The organism is Cyclobacterium sp. 1_MG-2023, assembly GCF_030546805.1.
Classification (GTDB): domain Bacteria; phylum Bacteroidota; class Bacteroidia; order Cytophagales; family Cyclobacteriaceae; genus Cyclobacterium.
Window position 1 is genome coordinate 63,438 of sequence record NZ_JAUOPC010000016.1, and the last position, 26,407, is coordinate 89,844.

Here is a 26,407-nt window from a genome sequence, read left to right on the forward strand (position 1 = left end):
AAATTTAAGTAGCCGGGGTGTTGCCTAAGAGAATAAAAAGCCCTCCAGCTAAAGCAGCACCTAAAAGCGGACCTACAATAGGCACCCAACTGTAACTCCAATCAGAACTGCCTTTTCCCTTGATAGGAAGTAATTGATGCATGAACCTAGGCCCCAAGTCTCTGGCCGGGTTGATGGCATAACCTGTGGTACCACCTAAGGAAAGACCTATTACCCAAACTAAAAAGGCAACAGGCAAAGCACCTATGGAACCCAGTCCAATTGGAGTGCCATTTCCATCATCTATAACCGGACCGGTGGAATAAAGAATAACAATAATGAGTACGAAAGTACCGACCACCTCAGAAATAAAGTTTGAAGACAAATTCCTAATAGCAGGAGCTGTACCAAATGGAGCGAATTTTAACCCAGGGTCCTCGGTAATGTCAAAATGATCCTTATAAATCAAATAAGCCACTCCGGCTCCGAGCATTGCGCCCAACACTTGGGCCAAAACATAACCCGGTAGCAACTCCCATCCAAAATCACCTACAACAGCCAATGCCAGGCTAACTGCAGGATTCAGGTGAGCCCCACTATGCGGTCCTGCCACTACCACACCGATAAAAACCCCTAAAGCCCAAGCAGTCGTAATGACTATCCATCCTGAATTTTGACCTTTGGTTTGGTTTAATACTACATTGGCTACTACCCCTGACCCCATGGCCAATAGCAAAGCCGTTCCTATAAATTCAGCTATATAGACGTTCATAATTAATCGTTTAGCCAGTTTAATGAACGTTCTACTGCTTTATGCCAATAGTTTAAGGTTGGTTGCATGCTTGCAGCATCCTGCTTGGGTTCAAAAGATTCATCCGCTTTCCATAGCCCTCTGATTTCATCTAAATCCTTCCAATAACCAACAGCAAGCCCTGCAAGATAGGCGGCTCCCAATGCCGTGGTTTCGATGATTTCCGGCCTCTTAATCGAACATTGGTTTAAATCTGCTTGAAATTGCATTAAGAAATTATTGGCAGTAGCTCCACCATCTACACGCATTTCTTTGGTTTCTTCACCTGCATCTTTTTCCATGGCCTTCAATACATCATGCACTTGAAATGCAATGGCTTCCAACCCGGCCCTGGTCATATGTGCTTTAGTGGTTCCTCTGGTGATACCAAAAAATGCTCCCCTGGCTTCCTGGTCCCAATAGGGTGCTCCCATCCCCGTTAAAGCAGGGACAAAATACACGCCTCCATTGTCTTCCAAACCTGAAGCCATTGCTTCACTGTCCTTGGCATCTTGAAACAAGGATAACCCATCTCTAAGCCATTGAATGCCTGCTCCACCAATAAATACACTTCCTTCCAAGGCATAATTGACCTTGTCTCCTATTTGCCAAGCCACTGTTGTCAAAAGTTTGTTATTGGATTTCACAGGCTTTTCACCTGTATTCATTACCAAAAAGCAACCGGTCCCATAGGTGGTCTTGGCCATGCCCGGATCTGTACACAGCTGCCCAAAAAGGGCTGCCTGCTGGTCACCGGCAATGCCTGCGATAGGGATTTTTGCAGACAATAAATTTCCGGAAGTATGTCCATACACTTCACTGCTTGATTTAACTTCAGGCAAAATAGAAGCCGGAATACCCAAAAGATCAAGCAATTCCTGATCCCATTGTCTTTCATGGATATTGAAAAGCATGGTTCTGCTGGCATTGGTAATGTCTGTAATATGCTCTTTTCCTGCAGTCATTTTCCAAACAAGCCAGCTGTCCACAGTACCGAAACACAGCTCTCCTTTTTCGGCTTTTTCCTTGGCACCATCAACATTCTCAAGTATCCATTTGATCTTAGTCCCTGAAAAATAAGCATCGATTATCAAGCCCGTCTTGCTCTGAACCAAATCGGAATGGCCTTCCTCTTTTAGTTTGTTACAGTAAGCAGCTGTTCGTCGATCCTGCCATACAATGGCGTTGAAAACAGGCTCTCCTGTCTCTCTGTCCCAAATAATGGTTGTTTCTCTTTGGTTGGTGATGCCTATGGCTGCAACTTGGCTCGAGGTAATATTGGCTTTGGTTATGGCTTCGGTGGCCACTGAGGCTTGCGAAGTCCATATCTCCTTAGGATCGTGTTCAACCCAGCCGGTTTTCGGAAAAAATTGTTCGAAATCTTTTTGAGCGGAAGCTACAATTTGGCCTTCCTTGTTGAAAATTATGGCCCTTGAACTGGTGGTCCCCTGGTCCATGGCCATTAAGTATTGGTTATTTGGGTTCATTGAGTTTTAGCTATTTTATTAAGTACTTCTTGGCTAATTTATTAAATTCTTCCAACTCTTCAGTTATCCAAGCCTCATCTTTCTTAAGTTCTTTTGCCATAATCTCGGCTACTTTAGGGGCCATTTGCATGGAAGCTTTGGCATCAAGTAATAATATCCTACAACGTCTCGAGAGGAAATCTTCAATTTTCAAAGCCATTTCTTCCCTTACAGCCCACACCACTTCCGCGGCGGTATAAGGATAGGCTTCATGCAATCGTTCCTTCAATTCAGGTCTTTGCTTTTGCAAGTCCAAAACCAAAGCAGCATCTGCTCCATATAATTGCAAATGTCCCTCAATTTCTTCTTCACTATAGCCATGAAGATGCTTTTCTGCAGAGCTGCTTGCTAACTTTTGCAAACCATGATTTTTAAAATGGGCATCTACCGTATCTTCGCCCATTTTTCTAAAGGTAGTCCACTTGCCACCTGTGATGGTTATTAGATTGCTTTTTGAAACAATAACTTTGTGACTTCTGGAAATTTCCTTGGTTTTGGTACTGCCCTCTTTTGGAGCCGCAAGTGGCCTAAGACCTGCGAAAACTGAGAGCACATCCGATCGCTTTGGAGGTCTTACCAAATAGTTTTTGGCTGTTTCCAATATAAAATTAATTTCGGAAGCCAAAGGTCTTGGCTCCATCTTAGGCTTTTTCACCAAAGTATCAGTAGTACCAACTACCAATTTCCCTTCCCAAGGTACTGCAAATAAAACCCTCCCATCAGAGGTCTCCGGAATCATTAAGGCATCTTCTCCCCCCAAAAATGAACTGTCCATTACCAAGTGAATACCTTGACTAGGTTGTATCATTTTAGGAGCCTCAGGATTGTCCATTTGTAGAATTTTGTCTGCAAATACTCCGGTGGCATTGACAACAGATTTAGCAGATATCCTGTAATTGGTTTTGCCTATTAAATCCCTAAATACCAACCCATTAATTTTTCCATCTTCTCCCTTGGTCAACTTATTGACCCTGGCATAATTAAGGATACAGCCTCCCATTTCTATACAGGTTTTTGCAATGGCCAAGGCTAGCCTTGCATCATCGAATTGTCCATCATGGTACAAAATCCCACCTTTTAAGCCTCTTTGTTTGATTTGTGGTAGCCTTTTAATTGTCTCTTCCTTAGAAACAAACATGGATTTCCCCAAGCGTAAACTACCGGCCATCCAATCGTAAATTTTAAGCCCTAGCCCATACTTCAAGCGGTCAAAATAGGTATATAGTGGGATTACAAAGGGTTGATTAATGGTTAGGTGTGGCGCATTTTTCAATAAACGCCCGCGCTCCTTTAAGGCTTCTAATACCAAACCCACTTCTCCTTGTGCCAAATAGCGCACCCCGCCGTGCACCAATTTTGTACTCCTGCTGGAAGTCCCTTTAGCAAAATCTGATTTTTCTAGCAATAAGACTTTTAATCCTCTGGACAAAGCATCCAGTGCAACCCCTAACCCGGAGGCTCCCCCTCCAATAATTACCAGGTCCCAACTTCCCTTCTCCTCTTTGATTCTCGATAAACTGTTTTCTCTATTCATTGCCGGCTATTTACTCCACTAAAGTAACACAAAGAGAAATAAAAAGAAACAAAAGGAAATCATTTTCGTATATTTGAACCTCATTATTTCTCGAATTATGATCATTGCTAAAAGACACAAATACATATTGGACAAGCTTAAGGAAGCAGGTTATGTAAGTGTAGCTGCTTTGAGTAGAGAAATGGATGTCACAATGGTTACGGTGAGAAAAGACCTTAGAATTTTAGAAGAAAAGGGCTTGCTTTTCAGAACGCATGGAAGTGCCACTCCGGTATCTCCTTATGTCAACGACAAACCTGTCACAGAAAAAAGGCTGGTTCAAGTCAGCCAAAAGAATGCCATAGCAAGTAAGGCAACTGAACTACTTGTTCAAGATGATGTGATAATCATCGGCTCAGGCACAACCGTTTTGGCCTTTGCCCAATCCATACCAAGGACACTTTCTCTCACAGTGTTAACCGCGGCGATGAATGTGAGCATGGCATTAATGGATGTTCCTAAGGCTGAGGTTGTACAATTGGGCGGTGTGGTACGTAAGAGTAGCAGCTCAGTTGTGGGTCATTTTGCCGAAAACATGATAAAGGATTTTGCTTGTAGCAAACTATTTATCAGTGTAGATGGCATTGATCCTGAATTTGGCCTGACTACTTCCAATTTATTGGAAGCACATCTAAACAGCATCATGATTGCTTCAGCCCAAAAAACCATAGTTTTAGCAGACAGCAGCAAATTTGGTAAAAAAAGCTTTGGAAAGATTGCCAAGATTGAAGACATAGACACCTTAATCGTAGACAAGAATTTATCCACACATTATGTAGAGATGCTGGAAGAAAGAGGGGTTGAAGTCATATTGGTATAGGTGATTCGCTTTCTAGGAAAAATAAACCTATCATATTTTTAGTTATTCACTTCAAAAACCTCAGTTTTTATGATCATCTCACTCAAATCAGAAAATTTAATATCAAAGGTGAAGGTTTGATTGATGGTACTATCAGGTTGCCCTGATAGTTGGAAATTAATACTTGAGCCAATATTTCCAAAAAGCTCTATATCACTATTTTGCTTTTTGATATACTCAGGTATCGTAAGGTTTCCATTTATTTTAAATAGCTCATTCAGTTGCTCCCCAGGTAAGAATTCATTCCCTTGAGCATACACAGTTGATTCAGAGGTGATGACTATTGATTCAATTGCCTGAATAGGTTCAGGTAAGCGGGGACTACAAGCCATGGCAGTATTAATAAAGGAAAACCCAGGTTGAGCTATGGATGCCATGACTTCAGTATAATCCAGGTCAGCAATCCCAATTTGAATGGCCGCTAGATCGAAGTCAGTCGATTTTGTTTCAATGAAACCAGTAGAAGTTAAGCTACCTACTAAGACATACAACTCGGTGATTTTGGACTCCATGGGACTAAAAGGTCCACAATCATCAACACACGAAAATGGAATATTTGTCAGAACAACAAGGCTTAGTAAAACTAAAAGTCTTTTCATATGGTAAGGGGCCAAATCAACTGATACTTAACAAAAGAAGGCTTATCACAAGTTAATTAAATATCAATTCCCATAATTAGGATCACATGTATTTTCTTTAAGAAAAAGGGTAGGTATTAAATTAAATGAGCAGATTACTATTTCCCCCAATCAATCAAATGAATAATAGGATTTGGTTCTTCACCCTTGGTTTCGGAGACTCCATCCGTAATTAAATAAGAAACCCCATTTGACTTTGGAAGATAATGCCCTTCTAGGTTGTTTACTTTCACCCCATCCTTCACCAGCCAGGAACTTTCTTTTTTTCTGTTGTAACCAAAGAGATATGTATTCCCTTCAAAATAGTAGGTCACTAAATAATACATTTGATTGACCTCAATCCTTTCAATAAAAAACACTCTTTTTCCTTCCTCATTGACTATATTTTCAGAGAATTCGAACTTTAATAATGGAATAAAATCACCATTTTCATTGAGCTTAAACAGTGTATCTCTTTCTACTTGCTCCCTGAATGGACCAAGGGGGAAAAAGAAATAATTAATTGAATCAGGTCGAGTTATAAAAGATGGATGACGCCAAATGGTATTAGCGCCTCTACTCAACTTCGTCATTAAAGGTTTTAAACTATCTAAAGTAACAAATCCCCTGTCCTGATGAAAAATATTATTGATTGAAACTAGGCCCGAAGTTTCATCTTGAATAATGTCATCTGTTATTATCACATACCCATCTGGTGTTGGCGAAATATAAATGGGTGGGGAAGGTAAGCTTTCAGATTCAGCCAATAAATCACCATTCTCATTGAATTTCAAACTCTTTCTCAAAACATAATCTGTAACAACAATTGACTGATCCGTTGGATCAACAATCATGGACCTTACCTGTCTGTAGTTTCCCGGAGCTTCCCCATTTTCTCCTATTTTTTTGATATACTTCCCGGAATGGTCAAATTGAAGTATGCCATTTGCATGATTGATATAAATGAAATTTTCAGAGACGGCAATATTGTCTATATAACCTATTAAACTTTCTTCTGTAATTTCTAAAGGAATGCTGGTATAATTTGCTGCAATATCCTTAAGAAACACTTCTGTCTGATTGTAATGTTCAATCCGAATGGTTTGCAACCCATCCGTTTGTTCAGTCCCTCCTTTGTCCTGACAGGCATTGAATAAGCCTAATGCAAAAAAGACAATCACCATTACCTTCCTATTTATCATTTTTTTATTGGGTTTTAGAGACGACATATAATAGACCTTTTATTTCGTGGTATAATCAGCTCAAAATCAACCACTATTAACCTAAAAATAGCCAAGCGAATAGTCCAACTATCAATATAGTAACATTTAATAGGTATAAAAACCAATTGCATTTAAATGCTTCTATATCTTTATTAATAGACCATAGATCGAATCATACAGGAGAAGATTACATTAAAGTCAAAAAATAAATTTACTCCTTCAAAAGCCTACCATCACCCAGTTCAATGATGCGTGATGTTTTGTGTGCAAAATCCATGTCATGAGTCACCACTAAAAGTGTTTTGTTGTAGGCTTCGGTAAGCTCTTTAAAAATATTGAACACAATATCTGCATTTTTACTATCCAGGTTTCCGGTGGGCTCATCACACATGATAATTAAAGGATCATTGATCATGGCCCTGGCAATGGCTACTCGTTGCTTTTCTCCGCCTGATAGTTGATAGGCCATTTTATGGGCCAGTTTTTCAATCCCTAAATCTTTCAAAAATCCATAAGCATTGTGTTCCAGCTCTTCTTCACTTAATTTATCCAACTTAAACCCCGGCAACATTACATTCTTGAGGGCGGTAAATTCATTCAACAAATAATGAAATTGAAATACAAAGCCTATTTTCTCATTCCGTAAGGAAGCCAATTCTTTTTCTGATTTACCCCTAACACGTATTCCGTCTATTAGAAGTTCACCGGTAAAGTCAGTATCCATGGTGGAAAGAATATAGAGGAGCGTGGATTTTCCACTGCCTGATTTACCTATAATCGACGCGTACTCCCCTCTTGAAAGACTGAAGGAAACTTCTTTCAAAACATCAACTTTTACTGGATTCAGAAAAGATTTGCTGATTGATTTCGCCTCTAAAATAATATTCTTTCCCATTTATTTCCCTCTAATAATGATTACAGGGTCAACCTTACTTGCTTTTTTGGCAGGAAACCAGCCGGCCAAAAAGGTTGTCACCAAGGCGAATATTGCTGCTATGGAATAGTATTGTATGCCATAATCAATAGGATAGGTAGTTACCGCCGGCATGGTTGGGGAGTCAAATGGGATGGCATCTATGGTGATGGAAAGCAAGAAACCGAAAAGCACACCAACAAATCCTCCGACAATCCCAATACTCAGGCTGATTGAAATGAAAATCTTCTTCACATCAATACCGGCAAATCCTGTAGCTTTAAGTATGGCAATGGTATCCATCTTTTCATAAATGAGCATATTAAGAATATTATAAATACCAAATCCGGACACGATCAATAATGTAACCCCCACGGCATAGGAAATAATAGACCGCACACCACTTCCTGTTTCAAACTGAGCATTGGCCGTTTGAATATCTTCTGCATCAATTTTGAAGAAATGTTCATACTCTCTGGCGATTGCCGGCGCTTGGTTTAAATCCTTTAGTTTTACTTGGATGTCACTAATGTAATTATTGTTTTCTCCGAGTATTTTTTGGGTAGTTGACAAGCTGGCGAAACTCTGTACCTTATCTATCTCCGAAATTCCGGATTGAAAAAAGCCAATAACTTTTAAGGAAAACTGCTCGCCCTCTGTGCTGGTGACGGTGACAATATCACCTACCTTAGCCCGCATGGTATTGGCAGCTCCTTGACCCAATATTATGCTATTGCTGACATTATTTAGGTCCAAAGAATTTCCTCCAAGGATATAGTCATTGAAGGAGAAATAAGCTGCTTCCTTCTCAGGGTTTATCCCGTTTATAATTCCATTAAGATCTATATTGCCTAAATTATAAAAAACTTGAGCAGTAACTTTAGGTGCCACTCCCAATACCCTGCCATCATTAGAAAGCTTATCGATTATCTGCGGAGCATTGTATATTTCTTTTCGTGTATTGGTAGGTTTAACAGATTGGATAAAGTTATAATGATCCTTGAAATCTTCGCTTAATTCAATGGGTTGCACCTTGGAAGGAAGTATATCATTATAAAGCCTTACATGAGGTGTCCTATTCAAGACTATACCATCTAATAGTTGATTTAAACCCTCCATAAAACCCAATAGAGAAATAAAAAAAGCAATGCTAAAAGTAACACCTACAGCAGCAACAAGTGTTTGCTTCCATCTGGCTCGCATCAAGGCCCCGGAAATCTCTGTGATGTGTTTAACCTTCATTATTCCGGCAGTTCTATCCTTGTATTACTATCGATACCATCTTTAATTTCTACCAAATCATAATCCATCAATCCAGTTTCAACTGATTGGAGCGCTCCGCCTTCCAGAATTACCGAAGAATCATTGCGTAAATAATTTCTTGGGATGGTTAAAACCTCTTCTTTGGTTTGGATTAAAATACTGGCCTCAACTGTCAGATTAGGGAAAAGTTGAGCTGGCCTTTTGGTAAACTTCGCATCTGCCTGAAAGGACCTTGTACGTGTATTCATCATAGGGTCAATGGCAACAATCTCAGCTTCGAATACTTGAGACTGGTAACTGTCCATTCTAATAAATACCCGCTGACCTTTTTTCACCTTCACCCTATCTAATTCATCAATATTCAGTTGAATCAAAAAATCATCACCTCCGATCACAGCGGCTGCCTCTGAACCATTGATTAAATCCCCCTCTTCTCTATTTACCTTATAAACCACCCCATCCACTTCACTCTTAATGATATAATCGTTTTCCAATAATTTCGCGATTTCCAAATTGTTTTTGCTTTGCTCAGACTGTAGTTCAAGTTGCCTCTTTATCTCCTCATAATTGGTGTGGGCAGTGGCCAAGTTTAGTTGTGCATTTTCATAGTCCAATTGCCTTTTTTCCAAGGTAACTTTAGTGCCTATACTTTTGCCCCATAGCTTTCTTTGCCGCAGGTACAATAAGGAATCATTGGTCAATTTCTTTTTGGCCAGGTCTATGGCTTTTTTCGCATCAAGCAATTTATTTTCGTTTACCGAAAAATCAGCGGCTACCGATGCGAGCCTCGCATTTTCAGTAGCTATTTTTAAGTTTTTATTGTCCAATTGAAAAATTGGATCTCCCTTTATAACCAATGAACCTTCTCCTACAAAAACCTTTTCAATTGGGCCATTTACTTTTCCGTGGACTTCGTATTGGTTTTCACTTTTTATAGCTCCTGAGGCATATACACTTTCCGTGATATTTTTCACTTCAGGCCTAATGATATCACTTTTATTGCTGCAGGAGAACAAGAGGGATACAAACAACAGCAGTACAACTAGAATACAATTATTCATTCATCTTTTTTTATCAATCCAATTCTCACTTTACTGCGCATATAGCAACAGGTAGGTGATATTGGATTTAGGCCGAAGTCAAGCCCTTTCCAGCCTTTAATTAATGTAATTTCCTATTAATTTAGTAAGTATAAGTAAAAGATATATTATAATCAACCTATTTAAACGGCCTTAATAAAACCCACTTATCCACAATTGAAATGGAAGGATGCCATCCCAAACCAAATAGCATTAAAAACATAGATGAAGGAACGATGGAGCAGCATGCAAAAAACTTGAAAAGAATCAAATAACATTTATTGTCAATCTCAAGCTTTGCCTGTCGGTTTGATCAATAATTCATTGACGTTCACTGTGGCCGGTTGATTTAAGACATATAACACTGCATCAGCAATGTTTTCCGGTTGAAGCTTGGCTTCCTCTCCTCCATAACCTTTGTCCTCCAGCAATTCTTTGTCAGTAATATCATCCCTGAGATTGGTGTCTACTGTTCCCGGCTCGATGGAAGCCACTCGAATATTAAATTCCGGAGACAACTCCATGCGCATAGCCCTTGACAAGGCAATTAGTGCCGCTTTAGACGCCCCATAAACAGCTCCTCCTTGATACAACTCTTTACCGTCTACAGAGGTAATGTTTACTATATGTCCGGACTTTTGCCGCTTCATATTCGGCAAAACTTCATAAATACAACGAAGCACTCCCTTCACATTTACATCTATGGTCTGCAACCATTCCTCAAGGTGCCTGTTCTTCATATAACTCAACGGCATTACACCGGCAGCATTTACTAGAATATCAATTTGACTGTATTTGTTTCCAATTATCTTAAAACCTTGGGATACACTTTGGCTATCACTTACATCCATTTCCACCGCCATGCTTTCGTGAGGCAATTTTGATTGGATGTCTTGTAACTTTTCAATGCTTCTACTGGCCAATATCACTGTACATCCATTTTCGGAAAGTGTGGTCGCTATTGCCTTTCCAATGCCACTACTTGCTCCTGTAATTACTGCAATCTTGTTTTCAAACTTCATAATAGTTGGATTTAGCTAAATATTCATTTGGAATATCCGGTTCAAAAATCAAACCATTCTCCTTAATGGGAAACTAAATCTACAGGATTAGAAGCTTTTACCTTAAGGTAGTCCACAAGAAACACTCTTTCATAAGGCGAAAGTAAAGAGCGCAGTATCAACCCTTTTATCCATTCTTTTTACCTTCTCCCTTTTCTGTATGGATAAAAGCATCCAAACGTTTTTGATAGGTAGCCTTGTCGTCTTCATAAACAGGCATCAGCCCCTTTTTCTCAGGAAAGGTTTCCATATGTAGTGTTTGTGTAGGGAAAGCAAACCTTACCCCAAGCTCATTGGCCAGCCTAATGGCAGACAAGATCAATTCTTCTCTGGCCTTTAATTCTTCCGGCCAAGAAGGCACCTTAAAAAAGACATAAAACATGATGTCCAGACTATAGGCTGAAAGATTATTTAAGTAAATATTATAATAGTCTTTTCTGGTTTTAGGATGATTTTGAACAATCTTTCGTAAGCCACTTAAATAAACTTCAATTAACTCCGGGGGAGTATCATAGGTAATGGTAATATTGGTATAAAATCTCCGGTATTTTCTCAGTCCATGGTTGTCTACGGTGGCATCAGCAATTTTACCATTGGGGATATAGACCAGTGAGTTTCTAAAAGTCCTGACCCTGGTTGATCGAAAGCCTACTTCTTCTACTGTACCGTCTACTTCCCCGCTAGTAATCCAATCCCCTACCTGAAAAGGTTTGTCAATAAAAATCATGACCGAACCGAAAAAATTCTTGATGGTATCCTGAGCGGCTAAGGCAAAAGCAAGACCACCAATGGACAAACCGGTAAGGAAAGGTACGATATCGATCCGTAAGCCATATTTCAATATAAATAGAGACCCAATGACAATAACAAATGTCTTAAGGGTCTTTCGTACCAAAGGCACCAACTGGTCATCTAAGGTGGAAGTTGTTTTATCCGCCATCCTTGCCATGTAAGCAGAAAGCACATTGACCAACTTATAAAAGATAACCGTAACAATAAATGGTTCGGCTGCATTAAGAAGGATAGTAACCCAAGAGGCAACACTAATAGGCAGTTGTAAAACCCTAATAAATATTGCCAAGAGCAAAATAATAATATAAATACTTATTATTCTTGCCACCGGCAGTAAATACTGCTTAGCAATTTGGCCATAACCGGATTTGATAAGAAAGTAATAAAAAAGCCGATCAATCAGCAGCGTAAAAAGTTTATGGCTTGTAAAAACCATCAACACCAAAAAGAATATGCCTATTAATTGCCATAGGTAAAGCCCAAAGTAATTTTGATTGCCCAACCTAGGCAGTATTTCTAGCAATTTGGCTGTACCCATCGGGTAGGTCTCCTGATGCAAGGCTTTGATATTTTTTACCGTCGCGGAAGAAAATTTCCAGCGGTTGCCAACTTTTACCAAATAAACCGAGGGAAGTATTAACTCATCAAAGACATACACATGCTGCCCATTTCTCAGCGTATCTCTATACTCAGCAGTATTTGGGACAGTATTCATCCGCACATAAACACCTTTACCATCAAATATCTGCTTTAACTTAACTGCCAAAGCTGCTGCATCCTGCCCCTCGCTCCCCTCCATATCCAATGCCTTAGCGGCGATTTCCGGATTATAGTTGGGCTCATTCAGGTTATAAAAAAAAGTATATGTTGTATGATAGGGAGAACTGAAATTATTGTGATCTGTGGTATCTTCCAGCACCAGGGAACCGGAATTGAATACTTGTGCTTGCAAAGATGATACAAAGCCTAAAAAAATAAAAAACCCAATTCCAATTATATTTCGCATGCAATTATTCATTGTTAAAATTCTCTCTTTAATAAAACCAATCTTTGATCTGTTTTTATAATGGTATTTTGTATTCGTAAAGTTTATCTCCAAAAAGGGTCACCAAAGTATAAGCATTGTCGCTACCCGAAAAGTGGATCCAAAGGCTCTGACTAACGCTTATCGGCTTCTGGTTAATTAACTGGCCTTTGGCATTATAAAGATAGGCGAATTCCTGAACCTTATCTAAAACGGCAAAAATCTCATTCGCCTCTCCAAAAGAAAAATATTTATATTCCAAATCGTTTGATGGAATGCTCATTTCAAACAGTTGTTCCTCATTCGGCCGAAGCACCTTGAGTTTGTTGTACTCCTCTACTACCCATACATATTCGCTTTTACTTTGATCATTTACTAGGCTAAACTTAGTATCCGTATCAGGACGGAGCAGTTGGTTTCTATAAGTAATTTCCCCATTAAAATTTAACTTTAGTACCTCCCCTTCCTCATTTATGGTGACAAGTTTAGAAGGCTCATTGTTGTTTCCTTCTTCAATGGCGTACCCTGTATTTACACCGTTTCCAAGGAGTATTCCTCCTCCTACCCTCAGCTCTCCTCGGCGGTTGTACAGGTTTAGCTTGCCATTGGTATGAAGGCTTATCATAAAGTCTCCCAAATCGGCTTCCCTATGGTGGCTCGGTAAATAACTGAGCGGCCCACTATTATTGTCATTGGGATTCCAGCCGTCCAATACATTGCCTTTCTTGTCATATAAAAACAAGTCCCCGTCCGTAGTGGCTACAAAAAATCTGTAATTTCTGTTATTGTCGTAATCCAATACGTTCAAATGCGCTATTTCTTTTTCCGCTTCTACAGGGAAGGGGTATCCAGGCAGCAAGTTCCCATACCTATCCAAGGCATAAATAAAGTCTTTGGTTGCAAAAACAACCTGGAGCTTACCATTTTTATAATAGTCTATTTGATGTACATCACCCACGATTGCTCCCGGAATTTGTTGTGCGAAGACCTTCTCTCCTTCCTCACTAATCAAATGGATAAAATGATCCTCATCCTGAACCAAGAAATCAGTGCTTTTGTCATTAAAATTCCGAATGCCGGAAGGCCCGAATATGAGCTGCTTACCAAAGTCAGTACTATTAGATTCGGAAAGGACCAATTGCTTGTTGGTATCTGCTTCTCCCAAATCAATATTTAACTTAATGGCTGCATTACCTTCTTTAAAAATTGAGATATTAAGCCAGTCGAAGGAACCAAATACAGGTTCATATTTCTGAAAAACAGGGCTCCAAGAAGGGTCGCTATTTCTAATTAAAATGGGGTAAAAACGGTCATTGTTTACAATTATCCGGACAGGAGACCCGTTATTTTGATCCTTTAAAATATCCTTATAGGCCAGAGACTTGCCCCATGTATTGTCATTGTAATGATCTTCCAAAAGGTTTTTTACCGTCTTGAGACTATTGCCAATTATCAAATGATTGCCCGTCATGGAAATATAGCTCCTAGAAAACCCGGTGAAGTTCCCTTCAAAGACATGGGCCGGAAATTCTTCTATATCAAGCATAAATATTTCCTTGCCCATGAAATATTCTTTGAAAAGTTTAGTACTATCATTCTGACTCACTTCTAAGGCAAATTTCTCCAAATTTTGGTACCTGCGTTCAGTGTTTTCAGGATTAAGCAAAAGAATTTGATTCGGGTTTTTATCAAAAAGATTCTCCTCAAGCACCATGGTTGCTTCTCCCCCCAACCCATTGATAAAATCTTGTATTTCTTCACTTTCTTCCAGCGTTGTTGCAACCAGAGGCCTTGGATTAAAGGCCCTATTTGGTACTTGTTTGAACCCATTAAAATTGGGAAACAAATACCGCGTAATCCATGCCGCCCTATTGCTAATGACCGGAGCAAAAGAAATTCCACTTGGGGTTTCCCCTACAGTTTCTATTGTACCGGATTCCCCTTCGGTAAAAAATTGACCACTAAAAGATATGGATGAATCCCTAAAGGAAGGAATTAAATTAGCAGACAGTTTATTCTCTCTTAATTTTCGCAACAATAATTCCGCATTGTTGGCAGTCAATTCATTTACCAGAGCAGCAAAACCTTCCCCAGAAAGTCTCAATACTCCTTGGGGATTCAATGGTTTAGAAGGTTGAAACAAATGAGGATAGGATTGCTTGAAGTTTTTCAACTCAAGGGATTTGGCATACCTTATTCCATCTTCTACCAAAAACGAAGTATGGCTTCCCATAAGCACATTCTCATAAAGGGCGAATGTAAAGGCCTGCGATTCCGTCTCAGTTTGTATTTCGTAAAGCTCTACCCCACTGTAAAGCCTCCTTTTCAAACCATTACCCCCTTGGTTTGGGCTAGGCTTAAGTTTTTCAATAAACTCTAAAAACTGCTCATCGTTGAATGCTACGGCAATTAAAAAACCAAAGGCGCCCTTTCCTGTGGGGTGTAAAGAAAGCCTAAACCGCTGGCCCTTGAGGTATTTGTCAAGATTACCATTTTTACCGGTGACACTGTCTAATAAAATTAGTTGAGACTCCACCGTTGCCAAGGCAGGGATATTGTGAAGTTTTTCCCAAACAGGCTGGTTGACCAAATTATTCCAATAGCCTACCGGATCATTTGTCTCAAAAACAAAAATGGCATTTGGTGGAATAACTTCCATACCATTTAATTTGGAGTCAAAAAAATCGCTCTTTATCAGCAAAAAGCCGAGAAATCCAAACACCAAAATTAATAAAATTACCAGCAGATTTTTCAATAGGCTATTGTCTTTTAATGTTTATCAACTACTATCAAAACAACAAAAAAATCCCAACTATTCAAAGTTGGGATTTTCATAAAAAAGGTTAATTATTCAATTATTTGTTACCGATTTTATCCAAAACCGACATCACTTCTTTCACATGATTTCTAGAAACTTCTAATAATGCTTTTTCATCATCATTCAAGTCCAATTCAATCACTTTCTCAATACCATTTTTACCAAGGATTACCGGCACCCCTAGATAACAGTCATCAATTCCATATTCTCCTTCAAGCTTAACACATACAGGGAATACTCTTTTTTGATTTTTTACAATCGCTTCTACCATTTGAGCAGCAGCAGATCCGGGAGCATACCATGCAGAGGTACCCATCAACTTCACAAGTTCTCCTCCTCCGGATTTTGTTCTAGCGATAATCGCGTCTAAAGTATCCTTATCGATCAATTCAGTAACAGGGATACCTGCAACTGTAGTGTATCGAGGCAATGGTACCATGGTATCTCCATGTCCCCCCATCAATATCGCTTGGATTTCTTTAGGAGAGATATCAAGTGCCTCAGCCAAGAAAGCCCTATATCTTGCTGTATCTAGGATACCAGCCATACCAATCACTCTTGTTCTTGGTAATTTAGAAACGATATGCGCTTGGTAAGTCATTACATCCAATGGATTGGAAACGATGATGATAATGGCCTCAGGAGAATGTTTAATCACATTTTCTGTAACCATTTTCACAATTCCTGCATTGGTTTCGATCAAATCATCTCTGGTCATGCCCGGCTTACGTGGTAAACCTGAAGTAATCACCACCACATCAGATCCGGCAGTTTTAGAATAATCATTTGTACTCCCGACAGTCCTGCTATCATACGCATTGATAGGGGCTTTTTGCCAGATGTCTAAAGCTTTGCCTTCAGCCACACCTTCTTTGATGTCTACTAAGACAATTTCCTCTGCTATTTCTCGGTAAGCCAATACATCAGCACATGTGGCACCAACATTTCCGGCTCCGACTACGGTTACTTTTGTCATCTTTTATAATCGATTTAGATTAATGTTTTATCAAAATTTGCGCTAAGATATTAAAGAATGTGCTTTATATGAAGGAAACCTTATAATTATTCAAACATCTGTCCAAGGTTAAAAAAACCATAGGACTTCTTGTAAGAAGAAAAAAGCTGTTGATTTCTGCGGTCATAGAAGGTGGCCAGAGAACTCATCATTTTAGCCTTTATCTTTTGATTGCTGTGAAAGATATCCAAGACAGCATAATTTGGAATCACCCATAACACAGCCTCCTCTGTGCTTACTATAGCCGTATAAATTCTTTTGGAGTTTTCGAGTAGGGAATTTTCCCCAAAAGGCTCCCCTTCATTAATTTTAATAATGGTTTCAAAATCCGTTCGGATATCGATATTGAGGGTTACTTCACCTTTTTCAAGGATATACAGTGCCTGACTGGGATCATTTCTAAAAAACACCACCTCATCTTGCACATATTTTCTTTGGTGAATAGCCGGCAGGAATTGCGACATCTCGTCAAAAGTTAAATGCGTGAAAAACTTGACTTTTCCTAAAAAGGCGAACTTCTTTCGCTCTGACGGACTATAGGTTTTCTTAAAAGGATTTTTCATTGTTTAGTTTTTTAACATAAAACACCTTCTTGGTTCTACTGCTAATTTTGAACCTGTCATCAATTCTTAAGCCCACTAGCCAAACGATCTTGTCACCGGAACACATAACCTTCACTTCATTTTTTTTAATTAGTGGCACTTTTTTGTCGATCAAAAAATCACTTACCTTCTTAAAATTCTGCATCCCTAAAGGCATGAATTTATCCCCTTTTTTCCAGTTTCTCAAGACCAAAGGGAATTCCAATAAATCAAAATCCAATAAGGCATTTTGAGCTGAACGATCCAACACTGCTGCCTTATTTAGTTGGGAACAACTGTACCTTTGCTTTCCTCTCAAAGCAAAACCATCATCAGCAAAGCCTATTTCGATACGATCAGCCTCCTCTGTTTGTTTTCCTAAAATCAAACAATCCCTATCGATATTTAATAACCAGCCTTCTGAAAGAAATTGTCTACCTGCCTCTTGACGTTCTACAGCATACAAGATATCCTCTATCTGCGCATATACAAAACCTTTTTTTCTCAACCAATAAAAAAGCAATGATGATTTTCCCGGTAAGCCGACCAAACTTGAAAATGGCAGCACCTCATACCCTTCTTCTGAAACAACATGTTCATTGACCCAGAGGTCGAAAAAATGAAAAAATGCCTTTCCTGTGTCTTTCAGCCTGTCAAAGCTATATTGGATTAATTCAGGTCCTTTTGGGTCAAATTCAAGAAGCAAAGGCAAAAATTTATGCCTGATAAAGTTTCTTTTATAAATGGTTTTGGCATTGCTCTGATCTTCTCTCCATTGCAGCCCATTGCTTTCCAGATAAGTCTTTATTTCATTCCTAGAAAAGGGAAGCAATGGCCTTCGAATAAAATCTCTTTTACTACTCATGCCATATACACCTTCTATTCCTGTTCCTCGCAACAAGTTGAGCATTACGGTTTCTATTTGATCATCAGCATGATGGGCAACTAACACCCCATCAGTCTCTAAACAGGAATTGAGTTCCTTAAACCAACTGTACCTTAGCTCTCTTGCCGCCATTTGCAGAGAAATCCCATGGTTACCCATATAGGCATGGGTGTCAAAAGCCTTGGTGTGCACAGGTACACCCAGTTGCCTGCCTAAGTTAATTACGAAAAGCTCATCCTCATCACTAGCTACTCCACGCAGTTGAAAATTACAATGTGCTATTGAGATTTTAAAGCCGGCCTTAGTAAGCAAATGGGCTAAAACGACACTATCCACCCCACCACTAACCGCGACAAGATAGGGCAATTGCACATCTAAAATTTTATTTTTGCGTACATGATTGATAAATCGTTCCAGCATAAACCAAAAGTACTATTTTATATTAATTTTGCCTCGGAAATCAATTCGAATGACAAAAATCAAAATTATTTTATTTTGCATACTTACTAGCTTGGCCCTATCAAAGGCAATGGCTCAGGAAAATAATGGTCGCCTAGAAATCCTACAAGCTGACTCACTTTTGGGTGGGGAAGGTTTTGAAAGGTTAATCACAGATGTAATAATGAAACACAAAACTTCATTGATCTACTGTGACTCTGCACATTTTTATTCTGAGGAGAACCTTGCCAAACTTTTCGGTAATGTGAAAATCGATGACAAACAAGATTCAGTTACCGTTACTAGCCGCTACGCAGAATATGATGGCGACACCCAGCTGGCTTTGTTGAGAAACAATGTGGTGCTGGTCAACGAAGGCACCACCCTATATACCGATTTCCTTGATTATAACAGAGCCACAGGCGAAGCCATCTATTTCAATTCCGGAATGGTCAAAGACAGTACCAATGTTTTGACCAGTGAAAAAGGGCTGTACGAAACACAAATTGAAAAAATAACTTTCAATAAAAAGGTGGTCTTGGAAAATCCTGACTACACCATGAAATCAAATACGCTGTATTACTATACCACCACAAAAATTGCAGAAACTGAAAAGCTTACCAACATCCTTTCCAAAGATGGCAATAAGCTGAATGCCCAAAAGGGAAGTTTTTATGATACTGAAAATAAAATTTTCCGCTTTTATGATGGGGATGTAGAATCCGAAAACAGTATTGTGTACGGGGAGACGCTTTTCTTTGACGAAAAGTCCCAATACTATGAAGCCAAAAAGAATGTAAGTATCCTAAACAAGGAAAGAAATGTAGAAGTATTTGGTGATGAAGGAAAATATTGGGAGGAGAGGCAGTACTCTGAGGTTTATGGAAAGGCATTGGTAAGGAAATATTTTGACGCAGATACCTTGCTTATGATTGCCGACACCCTTATCACTCAAGACGGAGAGAATGCTGAAGAAAAGTATACCCTAGCCTATCCCAACATGCGTTTGATTAAATCTGAACTGGCAGGGCGATCTGATTCTATGGCTTATATTTATGCCGATTCAACTGTTCACTTGTATTCAGATCCGGTACTTTGGAGCAATAAAAGTCAAATCACAGCTGACAGTATTAATTTCTTGATTTCCAATCAAGAGATAGATCGGGCATTATTAAAGGACAATGCTTTTGCTATCACCAGAGACACCATAGGAAACTTTAACCAGATCAAGGGAAGAAAGATGACCGGGTATTTTATAGAGAGCGAAATGGACAAACTTGATGTAGAAGGAAATGGAGAGTCCTTGTATTTTGCGGTAGAAAATGACACCACAATCAAGGGTTTAAACAAATTGTTGTGCGGTAGAATAATCATGGAGTTCAAAGGGGGAACTGTCTCTAGGATTAGCCATACCATAAAACCTGAAGCATCCTTTACACCACCGCATTTATTTGAAGAAGGGGATCAAAATTTAGAAGGTTTTTCATGGAGGTCTGACGAAAGACCCAGTCGAAAAACTATAAATGACTGGAGAACACCAAAAATAAGGGACAAAAACCGGTATAGTTTTTTTGATGAGCCTGATGTTATGCTCCCTTACCCTGAGAATGATGAACTACAAATTATTACCGATAATTAAATCGAATTACAGTACATCTTACATTTTTTTGAAGTTTCGGATTCCGGAGAAAATTTTCCAACGGTGATTTGTGAAAAAAATTTTATCATTGTTAACATTTTTTAACCCAAACCTACCTATAAAGTGGAACCAATTTGGTATTTTTATACGTATATACTTCTAAACGAGGGAGAAAATCTTTGTTAACGAAACAGGAAATTTATTGAACTAGACTTTACATGAAATTATTTTTATCACTTTTAATCACCTTACAGTTGTTTGCGCTACAGTTTGTAGACGCAAGACAAGTTCGTGTGTTGAGTGATAAAATTGAATTCAATGGTAAAGTGAACACCACCCAAAGAAAAACACTTATCCTACAAAACGATGCCAAAGAAAGTGCCACCTATTATCTTCGCTACTTGCAAGGCAATGTTGGTTCTTCACAAAACATTCTTATTTGTATCGGCGATAACTGCTTTGACCCGAGAAAGGATCTTTCACAGATTAGGTTTACACTTGAGCCCGGGGAAGTCACTACAAATATCTATATAGAATTTGAGTTGGGTATCACAGCCACCAAAGGAACATTTGATTTACATTTCTTCAACACCTCCAACAACAGGGATGCGTTTATAGTTGAAAATGTTTACAATGTAGTTTCTGATCAACCATCAGATAATTTTAGTCATAAAGATGTGGACTTGGATGAAATCTATCCTAATCCAAGTGTAAGAACTGCACAGTTGGATTATAAAATTAAAAACTCGAGCGCGAATGTTCGCGTAGTGATCAATAGTTTCATAGGGAATCCCATTTATGATTTTAGGCTCGATCCTTCACAAGAATCTTTGATAATCCCCGTTACAGACCTGAACCCGGGTACTTATTTCTATACTTTGATCGTTGACAATAAAAATATTGTCACTAAAAAACTCTACGTCAAAAGATAAGTATAGGCATTCACGTAGAAACCTCCTTGATAACCAATTATTAATCCATTATATTTGCAGGTCAAATGATAAAAGCACACCATTACATATTAATTTTCTTTGCTTCTCTGCTAACTTTTAGCTGTGGCGAATTTTACAAACTAGAGAAAAGTACCAATTGGGACGAACTTTATGAAGCAGCTAACCGCTACTATGATGAAGGGGAGCACAACAAAGCCATTATTCTATATGACCGGGTATTACCTGTAATCAAAGGAAGTGGTAAAGCAGAATTGGCAGAATTCAATTACGCTTATGCTCATTTTAGAACCAAAAGATACATTGAAGCGGCAGAATATTTCAAAACTTTTTTTGACACCTATAATCGTTCTCCATTGGCCGAAGAGGCCTTGTTTATGAATGCTTATTCATTGTATTTGGATGCACCTGATTTTAATTTAGATCAAAGGAGTTCAAAAGAGGCAGTAAATGCGATTCAGTTGTTTATGAACAGATTTCCTGAATCTGATTCTTATGAGCGTGCAATTTCAATGATTGATGTTCTCCAGAAAAGATTTGAAGAGAAAGCATATACCGAATCAAAAATGTATTATCGCCTTACCGAAGGTTTATTTCCGGGCGATTTTTACAGGGCTTGCATAGTCAATTTCCAGAATTTTGCTAAATCCTATCCCGATAGTGACTACAATGAAGAACTTGCTTTCAAATTGGTAGAAGTAAGTGCGGCATATGCAGAAAGAAGTGTTTTCGATAAAAGAGAAGAAAGATTTGAGCAATCGCTTGGCTTTGCAGATGATTTTAAGAAAAAGTATCCGGAAAGCGAATACGTAGAAGAAGTAATAGAAATTCAATCTGAAGCCAAGGAGAAACTTGATGACCACTATGCCTTAAAGGCTCAGTATGATGCCAGAACCGCAGAGGCGCTTAAAAGGAGAGAAGAAGAACAAAAAAACCAAGAAGCTACAGAAGCTTTAAAAAAAGTAGGCAATTAAAAACCGATTAAATATGGCAATCAATCAGTCAATTATTACAAGAGATTTGGACAAAGTAGCTGAGAAATCAGGAAACCTTTACCAGTCTATTTTCACTATCTCTCAAAGGGCAAAGCAAATTTCATCTACGATGAAAGAAGAGCTAAACAATAAACTTTCAGAATTTGCTTCTACGGTAGACAACCTTGAGGAAGTATTTGAAAATAAAGAGCAAATTGAAATATCTAAATTCTATGAAAGAATGCCGAAGCCAAGTACTCTGGCAATGGAGGAATTCATGGAAGATAAAGTAATGTTTAGATTCCCTGAAGAAGAGGAAAGCAATTCATAACATGCCGTTATCAGGCAAACGTATTCTATTAGGTGTAACTGGGGGAATTGCTGCTTACAAAGCAGCACAACTTGTTCGCTTATTGGTAAAGTCACGGGCAGAGGTCAAAGTTGTAATGACGGCTTCTGCTCGTGACTTTATTACACCACTTACCTTGGCCACCTTATCCAAAAATCCGGTATCGATAGATTTTTTCAATCAAGAAACGGGTGAATGGACCAATCATGTGGCCTTAGGGGCTTGGGCTGATATATTGGTGATCGCCCCATTATCGGCAAATACCTTATCCAAATTGGCCAATGGCCAAAGTGACAGTTTACTGTCGTGTACCTATCTTTCTTGTACCAGTCCGGTACTACTAGCCCCGGCAATGGATTTGGACATGTACCAACACCCTTCTGTCAAACAAAACCTCGCCACACTTGAAGGCTATGGCAACCATATTATGGAAGCCACAAGTGGAGAATTGGCCAGTGGATTAATTGGTCAAGGAAGGATGCCCGAACCGGAAGCAATCTTTGCTTCAATTCATGATATCTTAAACCCTAAGCTTAGTTTCCAGGGTAAAACTATACTCATTACTGCAGGTCCTACTCAGGAAGCAATAGATCCTGTAAGGTATATCAGCAATCATTCAAGTGGCAAAATGGGTATTGCATTGACAGAGAAAGCGGCAGAAAAAGGAGCTAAAGTAACTTTGATTTTAGGCCCCACAGCCTTAAAACCAAAACCCCATCCTAACATCACTATCGTTCGGGTCACAAGTGCGTTAGACATGTTTAAAGCCAGTCAAAAATATCATAGTGAAGCTCAGGTGGTAATATTTTGTGCTGCAGTGGCTGATTATAGGATAGAAAAACCCTCTGAAGAAAAAATCAAGAAAAAAGAAAGTGCCCTTCAAATCAGTTTAATTAAAAACCCAGACATTGCTAAAACTTTGGGTGCCCATAAAAAGCAGGGGCAATTGCATATTGGTTTTGCTTTAGAAACGGATGAGGGGTTAAGAAGTGCTGAAAATAAACTTAAAGAAAAAAACTTTGATTTTGTGGTCCTAAATTCACTTCTTGACTCAGGAGCAGGTTTTCAAAAAGACACAAATCAAGTTACTATATTGTCTAAAAATAACGAAAGAATTAAAACCCCGGTATTGTCCAAGGAAATGTTGGCTATCCAGCTGTTGGATCAAATTGCTTCACTTCTAGAAAACAAGTTTGACAATACTGACGTTTAAATTGGAGTGATCACAAACCTTTTGGGTTAACCAATTAGGTGTTTTGAGAGAATCTATTTTAATCATTGCTGAAGATGAGACTCACCTCAGCATTACCGAAGCAGCTGATTGTTTGTTTAACATTTCAGTAGGTAACGAAAGGCCTTGCTCCTTTCAGATTTTATGAGTTTCCATTCAGCTTACAAAAGAGATCAAATGGTACGCCTCACAGTCTTCATATTGCTTTTTGGGCTATTTTTAAGCCCTATAAAGTTGCTTTCCCAGCAACTCAACTTCACTGTAACAATAAATAGTGAACGTGCAAGAACCCAGGATACAGATATTTTTGATCAGATGAAATCTGCTTTTGAGCAATTCCTTAATGGTCGAAACTGGACAGATGCAGAACTCAAACCTCAGGAAAGGATAAAAGGCAACTTATTGATTACCATCAACGATATGCCACAGGTAGGCTTATTCAATGCGACAGTTCAAGTCCAGACAGTGAGGCCAATCTATGGTTCCAATTATGAAAGTTTAATCCTGAACTTTGCAGACCGCAACTGGACCTTTGAATATACGGAATCCCAACCCTTGGAATTCAATCAGTTTTCATATTTAAATAATATCACCTCACTATTAGCCTACTATGCCTTTATCGCCATAGGGATAGATCATGACTCCTTTTCGCCTCGCGGAGGCGATCCATATTTTGAAGTCGCTAACAATATTGTGGCCAATGCCCAGCAATCTTCAAGTTCAGGTTGGAACCAAAACCCCTCAGACAAAAGAAACCGGTACTGGCTGGCAAATGATCTTTACAACTCCCAAGTGATGGTACCTGTTAGGGATGCCTATTATTTGTACCACAGGATGGGGCTTGATTTATTAACTACTAAGCCATCAGAAAGTTATCAAAACATAGTAGAGGCAATCAAAATGGTGCAGGAAGCCAACAAGGTGCAACCAAATAGTATTCTAACAATTAGTTTTATGGACGCTAAATCGGATGAAATTAGCAAGATTCTTAAGGCTGCTCCTATGGAATTGAAAGAAGAAGCCGTAGAAGTTTTGCTAAAGGTAGATCCTAACAATGCCAGAAAATACAATGACATTTTGAAAGGATAATCCTCAATTTTGGTTAATTTTGACACCTTAAACGAAACCAAAGCAACATGTTAACCAACCTTAGCATAACCAATTATGCTTTGATAGAAAAATTAGAAATGGAGCCCTGTGCCGGTCTCAATATGATCACCGGTGAAACAGGAGCAGGTAAATCCATTATGCTTGGTGCTGTTGGCTTACTATTGGGAAATAGGGCTGATACCAAGGCATTATTTGATGAGCAGAAAAAATGCATCATAGAGGGTGTATTCAATATACATAATTATGGATTAGAAAGATTCTTTGAAAAGGAGGAGTTGGATTATGAGCCGGCCTGTATTATTCGGCGGGAAATTTCGCCATCGGGGAAATCCCGTGCTTTCATTAATGACACTCCTGTAAGGCTGGAAAATTTGAAAGTATTGGGGAAAATCCTGATGGATGTTCATTCCCAAAATGAGACTTTATTGTTGGGAGCTTCTTCCTACCAACTCTCTCTGATAGATGCTTTTGCTAAGGTTAACAAAGAAAAAGAAGCTTATTCTACACAATATCATGCCTACATAAAAACACAAAAAAAGGTGCGTTTGCTAGAACAAGAAAAGCAACAATACCAGCAAGAAGCTGATTACAATCAGTTTCAGTTGGAAGAGTTGTCTAGTTTAAACCTAAAAGAAGGGGAACAAGCCTCTTTAGAAGCAAAAGAAGAATTATTAAACCATGCTGAAGAAATAAAATCCCGAGCCTCACAGGCATTGGACAATCTCGAAAATGAGGAGTTGGGTGCAATGCAGCAATTGGCTGCAGCCAAGCAACATTTCCAATACCTACAAAAATTCGGGAAAAATTTTGAAGATTTAAACCAGAGGTTTGAAAGTCTACTAATAGAACTAAATGATATTTTAGAAAGCCTTTCTTTGGAGGAACAGGAAATTGAAGTGGATTTTGAAAAGTCCGAGTGGGTAAGAGAAAGGCTAAGTAAAATCTACCAGCTACAGAATAAACATGGCTTAAAAAGTGATAAAGAGCTCTTAGATTTGGCCTCATCTCTTGCGGACAAGGTATTTAAAGGAGATCACATAGAGGAAGAACTGGCCAATCAACAGGACATACTCAGGCAATCCCAAGAAAAGCTTAATGCAATGGGCCAGAAGTTGTCCAAGAAGAGGCAGGCAATATTTAATGGTTTTAGCAAAGAGATACAATTCTTATTGGGGCAGTTAGGCATGGAAAATGCCAAGGTGGAAATCCTTAGAAAAGAAGTCCCGGCAAATGAATCCGGTATCGATGACATTGATATCTTATTTTCAGCCAACAAAGGAATTCAGCCCCAGCCAATTGGGCAAGTTGCCTCAGGGGGTGAATTTTCAAGGCTTATGTTTGCCATTAAATATGTTATGGCAGATAAAATGGCCTTACCTACACTAATATTCGACGAAATAGACACAGGAATATCCGGAGAAATAGCCCTACAAATGGTCCGAATGATGCAAGAAATTGCTACAAAACACCAGGTCATCTGTATAAGCCATTTGCCTCAAGTGGCGGCAAAAGGAGAAAAGCACTATTTCGTATACAAAGACAATAGCTCACAGAAAACAATTAGTAAAATAAAATTATTAAACCCTGAAGAAAGATTACTTGAAATCGCTAAGATGATTTCCGGGTCAAACCCCTCTACTACCGCCTTTGAAAATGCAAAAGAGTTGCTCGCGAAATAGACAATTACATCCCTTTTCAAGAAGCCAAGTGGAAAATG

Annotated in this window: 22 protein-coding genes; 8 read left to right on the forward strand and 14 right to left on the reverse strand. The window is 38.9% G+C overall.

The window, feature by feature from the left end; translation table 11 throughout:
* Window positions 1-4 precede the first annotated feature (4 nt).
* Genes Q4534_RS21105 through Q4534_RS21115 form a run of 3 tightly spaced genes read right to left on the reverse strand, consistent with a single transcriptional unit; the run spans window position 5 to window position 3,829 of the window.
* Window positions 5-751: an MIP/aquaporin family protein gene (locus Q4534_RS21105; RefSeq protein ID WP_303615142.1), complete on the reverse strand. Its 747-nt coding sequence runs from the start codon at window positions 749-751 to the stop codon at window positions 5-7.
* Window positions 752-753: 2 nt separating this feature from the next.
* A complete protein-coding gene (glpK, locus tag Q4534_RS21110) occupies window positions 754-2,256 on the reverse strand; it encodes a glycerol kinase GlpK (protein WP_303615143.1) in 1,503 nt (500 codons plus the stop codon).
* 10 nt (window positions 2,257-2,266) lie between these two features.
* The gene (locus tag Q4534_RS21115; RefSeq protein ID WP_303615144.1) at window positions 2,267-3,829 is read right to left on the reverse strand and encodes a glycerol-3-phosphate dehydrogenase/oxidase; all 1,563 of its coding nucleotides are present in this window, start codon (window positions 3,827-3,829) and stop codon (window positions 2,267-2,269) included.
* A 97-nt stretch (window positions 3,830-3,926) separates the two neighbouring features.
* Between Q4534_RS21115 and Q4534_RS21120 the strand changes: the two genes are divergently transcribed.
* The gene (locus Q4534_RS21120; protein ID WP_303615145.1) at window positions 3,927-4,688 is read left to right on the forward strand and encodes a DeoR/GlpR family DNA-binding transcription regulator; all 762 of its coding nucleotides are present in this window, start codon (window positions 3,927-3,929) and stop codon (window positions 4,686-4,688) included.
* A 38-nt stretch (window positions 4,689-4,726) separates the two neighbouring features.
* On the opposite strand, the gene Q4534_RS21125 is transcribed toward Q4534_RS21120, so the two are convergent.
* From Q4534_RS21125 to tilS, 11 genes are all read right to left on the reverse strand, one after another.
* Entirely contained in the window at window positions 4,727-5,326 is a 600-nt protein-coding gene (locus Q4534_RS21125; RefSeq protein WP_303615146.1) for a hypothetical protein, read from the reverse strand.
* Window positions 5,327-5,463: 137 nt separating this feature from the next.
* On the reverse strand, window positions 5,464-6,546 hold the full coding sequence (locus tag Q4534_RS21130) for a 6-bladed beta-propeller (RefSeq protein ID WP_303615147.1): 1,083 nt from the start codon (window positions 6,544-6,546) through the stop codon (window positions 5,464-5,466).
* Window positions 6,547-6,778: 232 nt separating this feature from the next.
* Entirely contained in the window at window positions 6,779-7,462 is a 684-nt protein-coding gene (locus tag Q4534_RS21135) for an ABC transporter ATP-binding protein (protein WP_303615148.1), read from the reverse strand.
* On the reverse strand, window positions 7,463-8,722 hold the full coding sequence (locus Q4534_RS21140; protein WP_303615149.1) for an FtsX-like permease family protein: 1,260 nt from the start codon (window positions 8,720-8,722) through the stop codon (window positions 7,463-7,465).
* Window positions 8,722-9,804, reverse strand: coding sequence for an efflux RND transporter periplasmic adaptor subunit (locus Q4534_RS21145; RefSeq protein WP_303615150.1), 1,083 nt, complete (start codon window positions 9,802-9,804; stop codon window positions 8,722-8,724). The genes Q4534_RS21140 and Q4534_RS21145 overlap by 1 nt, the downstream gene beginning before the upstream one ends.
* A 308-nt stretch (window positions 9,805-10,112) precedes the next feature.
* A complete protein-coding gene (locus Q4534_RS21150; RefSeq protein WP_303615151.1) occupies window positions 10,113-10,844 on the reverse strand; it encodes an SDR family oxidoreductase in 732 nt (243 codons plus the stop codon).
* Window positions 10,845-11,010: 166 nt separating this feature from the next.
* Window positions 11,011-12,681: a mechanosensitive ion channel family protein gene (locus Q4534_RS21155; protein WP_303615152.1), complete on the reverse strand. Its 1,671-nt coding sequence runs from the start codon at window positions 12,679-12,681 to the stop codon at window positions 11,011-11,013.
* 55 nt (window positions 12,682-12,736) lie between these two features.
* A complete protein-coding gene (locus tag Q4534_RS21160) occupies window positions 12,737-15,358 on the reverse strand; it encodes a hypothetical protein (protein ID WP_303615153.1) in 2,622 nt (873 codons plus the stop codon).
* A gap of 196 nt (window positions 15,359-15,554) precedes the next feature.
* Window positions 15,555-16,493, reverse strand: a complete 939-nt coding sequence (mdh, locus tag Q4534_RS21165) for a malate dehydrogenase (protein ID WP_303615154.1) — start codon at window positions 16,491-16,493, stop codon at window positions 15,555-15,557.
* A gap of 86 nt (window positions 16,494-16,579) precedes the next feature.
* Window positions 16,580-17,095 carry a Crp/Fnr family transcriptional regulator gene (locus Q4534_RS21170; RefSeq protein ID WP_303615155.1) on the reverse strand — a complete coding sequence of 172 codons (516 nt, stop codon included), beginning with the start codon at window positions 17,093-17,095 and terminating at the stop codon, window positions 16,580-16,582.
* The gene (gene tilS, locus Q4534_RS21175; RefSeq protein ID WP_303615156.1) at window positions 17,079-18,419 is read right to left on the reverse strand and encodes a tRNA lysidine(34) synthetase TilS; all 1,341 of its coding nucleotides are present in this window, start codon (window positions 18,417-18,419) and stop codon (window positions 17,079-17,081) included. Before tilS ends, Q4534_RS21170 begins: the two co-directional genes overlap by 17 nt.
* Window positions 18,420-18,468: 49 nt before the next feature.
* On the opposite strand from tilS, the gene Q4534_RS21180 reads away from it, so the two are divergent.
* From Q4534_RS21180 to recN, 7 genes are all read left to right on the forward strand, one after another.
* Window positions 18,469-20,076, forward strand: coding sequence for an OstA-like protein (locus tag Q4534_RS21180; RefSeq protein WP_303615157.1), 1,608 nt, complete (start codon window positions 18,469-18,471; stop codon window positions 20,074-20,076).
* A gap of 218 nt (window positions 20,077-20,294) precedes the next feature.
* Window positions 20,295-21,008 carry a T9SS type A sorting domain-containing protein gene (locus tag Q4534_RS21185; protein WP_303615158.1) on the forward strand — a complete coding sequence of 238 codons (714 nt, stop codon included), beginning with the start codon at window positions 20,295-20,297 and terminating at the stop codon, window positions 21,006-21,008.
* A gap of 65 nt (window positions 21,009-21,073) precedes the next feature.
* Window positions 21,074-22,000, forward strand: coding sequence for an outer membrane protein assembly factor BamD (locus Q4534_RS21190; protein ID WP_303615159.1), 927 nt, complete (start codon window positions 21,074-21,076; stop codon window positions 21,998-22,000).
* A 13-nt stretch (window positions 22,001-22,013) separates the two neighbouring features.
* Window positions 22,014-22,331 carry a DNA-directed RNA polymerase subunit omega gene (locus Q4534_RS21195; RefSeq protein ID WP_303615160.1) on the forward strand — a complete coding sequence of 106 codons (318 nt, stop codon included), beginning with the start codon at window positions 22,014-22,016 and terminating at the stop codon, window positions 22,329-22,331.
* 1 nt (window position 22,332) lies between these two features.
* Window positions 22,333-23,562: a bifunctional phosphopantothenoylcysteine decarboxylase/phosphopantothenate--cysteine ligase CoaBC gene (gene coaBC / locus Q4534_RS21200; protein ID WP_303615161.1), complete on the forward strand. Its 1,230-nt coding sequence runs from the start codon at window positions 22,333-22,335 to the stop codon at window positions 23,560-23,562.
* A gap of 195 nt (window positions 23,563-23,757) precedes the next feature.
* Window positions 23,758-24,669, forward strand: a complete 912-nt coding sequence (locus Q4534_RS21205) for a DUF4835 family protein (RefSeq protein WP_303615182.1) — start codon at window positions 23,758-23,760, stop codon at window positions 24,667-24,669.
* Window positions 24,670-24,716: 47 nt separating this feature from the next.
* Window positions 24,717-26,369, forward strand: a complete 1,653-nt coding sequence (recN, locus tag Q4534_RS21210; protein WP_303615162.1) for a DNA repair protein RecN — start codon at window positions 24,717-24,719, stop codon at window positions 26,367-26,369.
* The last annotated feature ends 38 nt before the right edge of the window (window positions 26,370-26,407 follow it).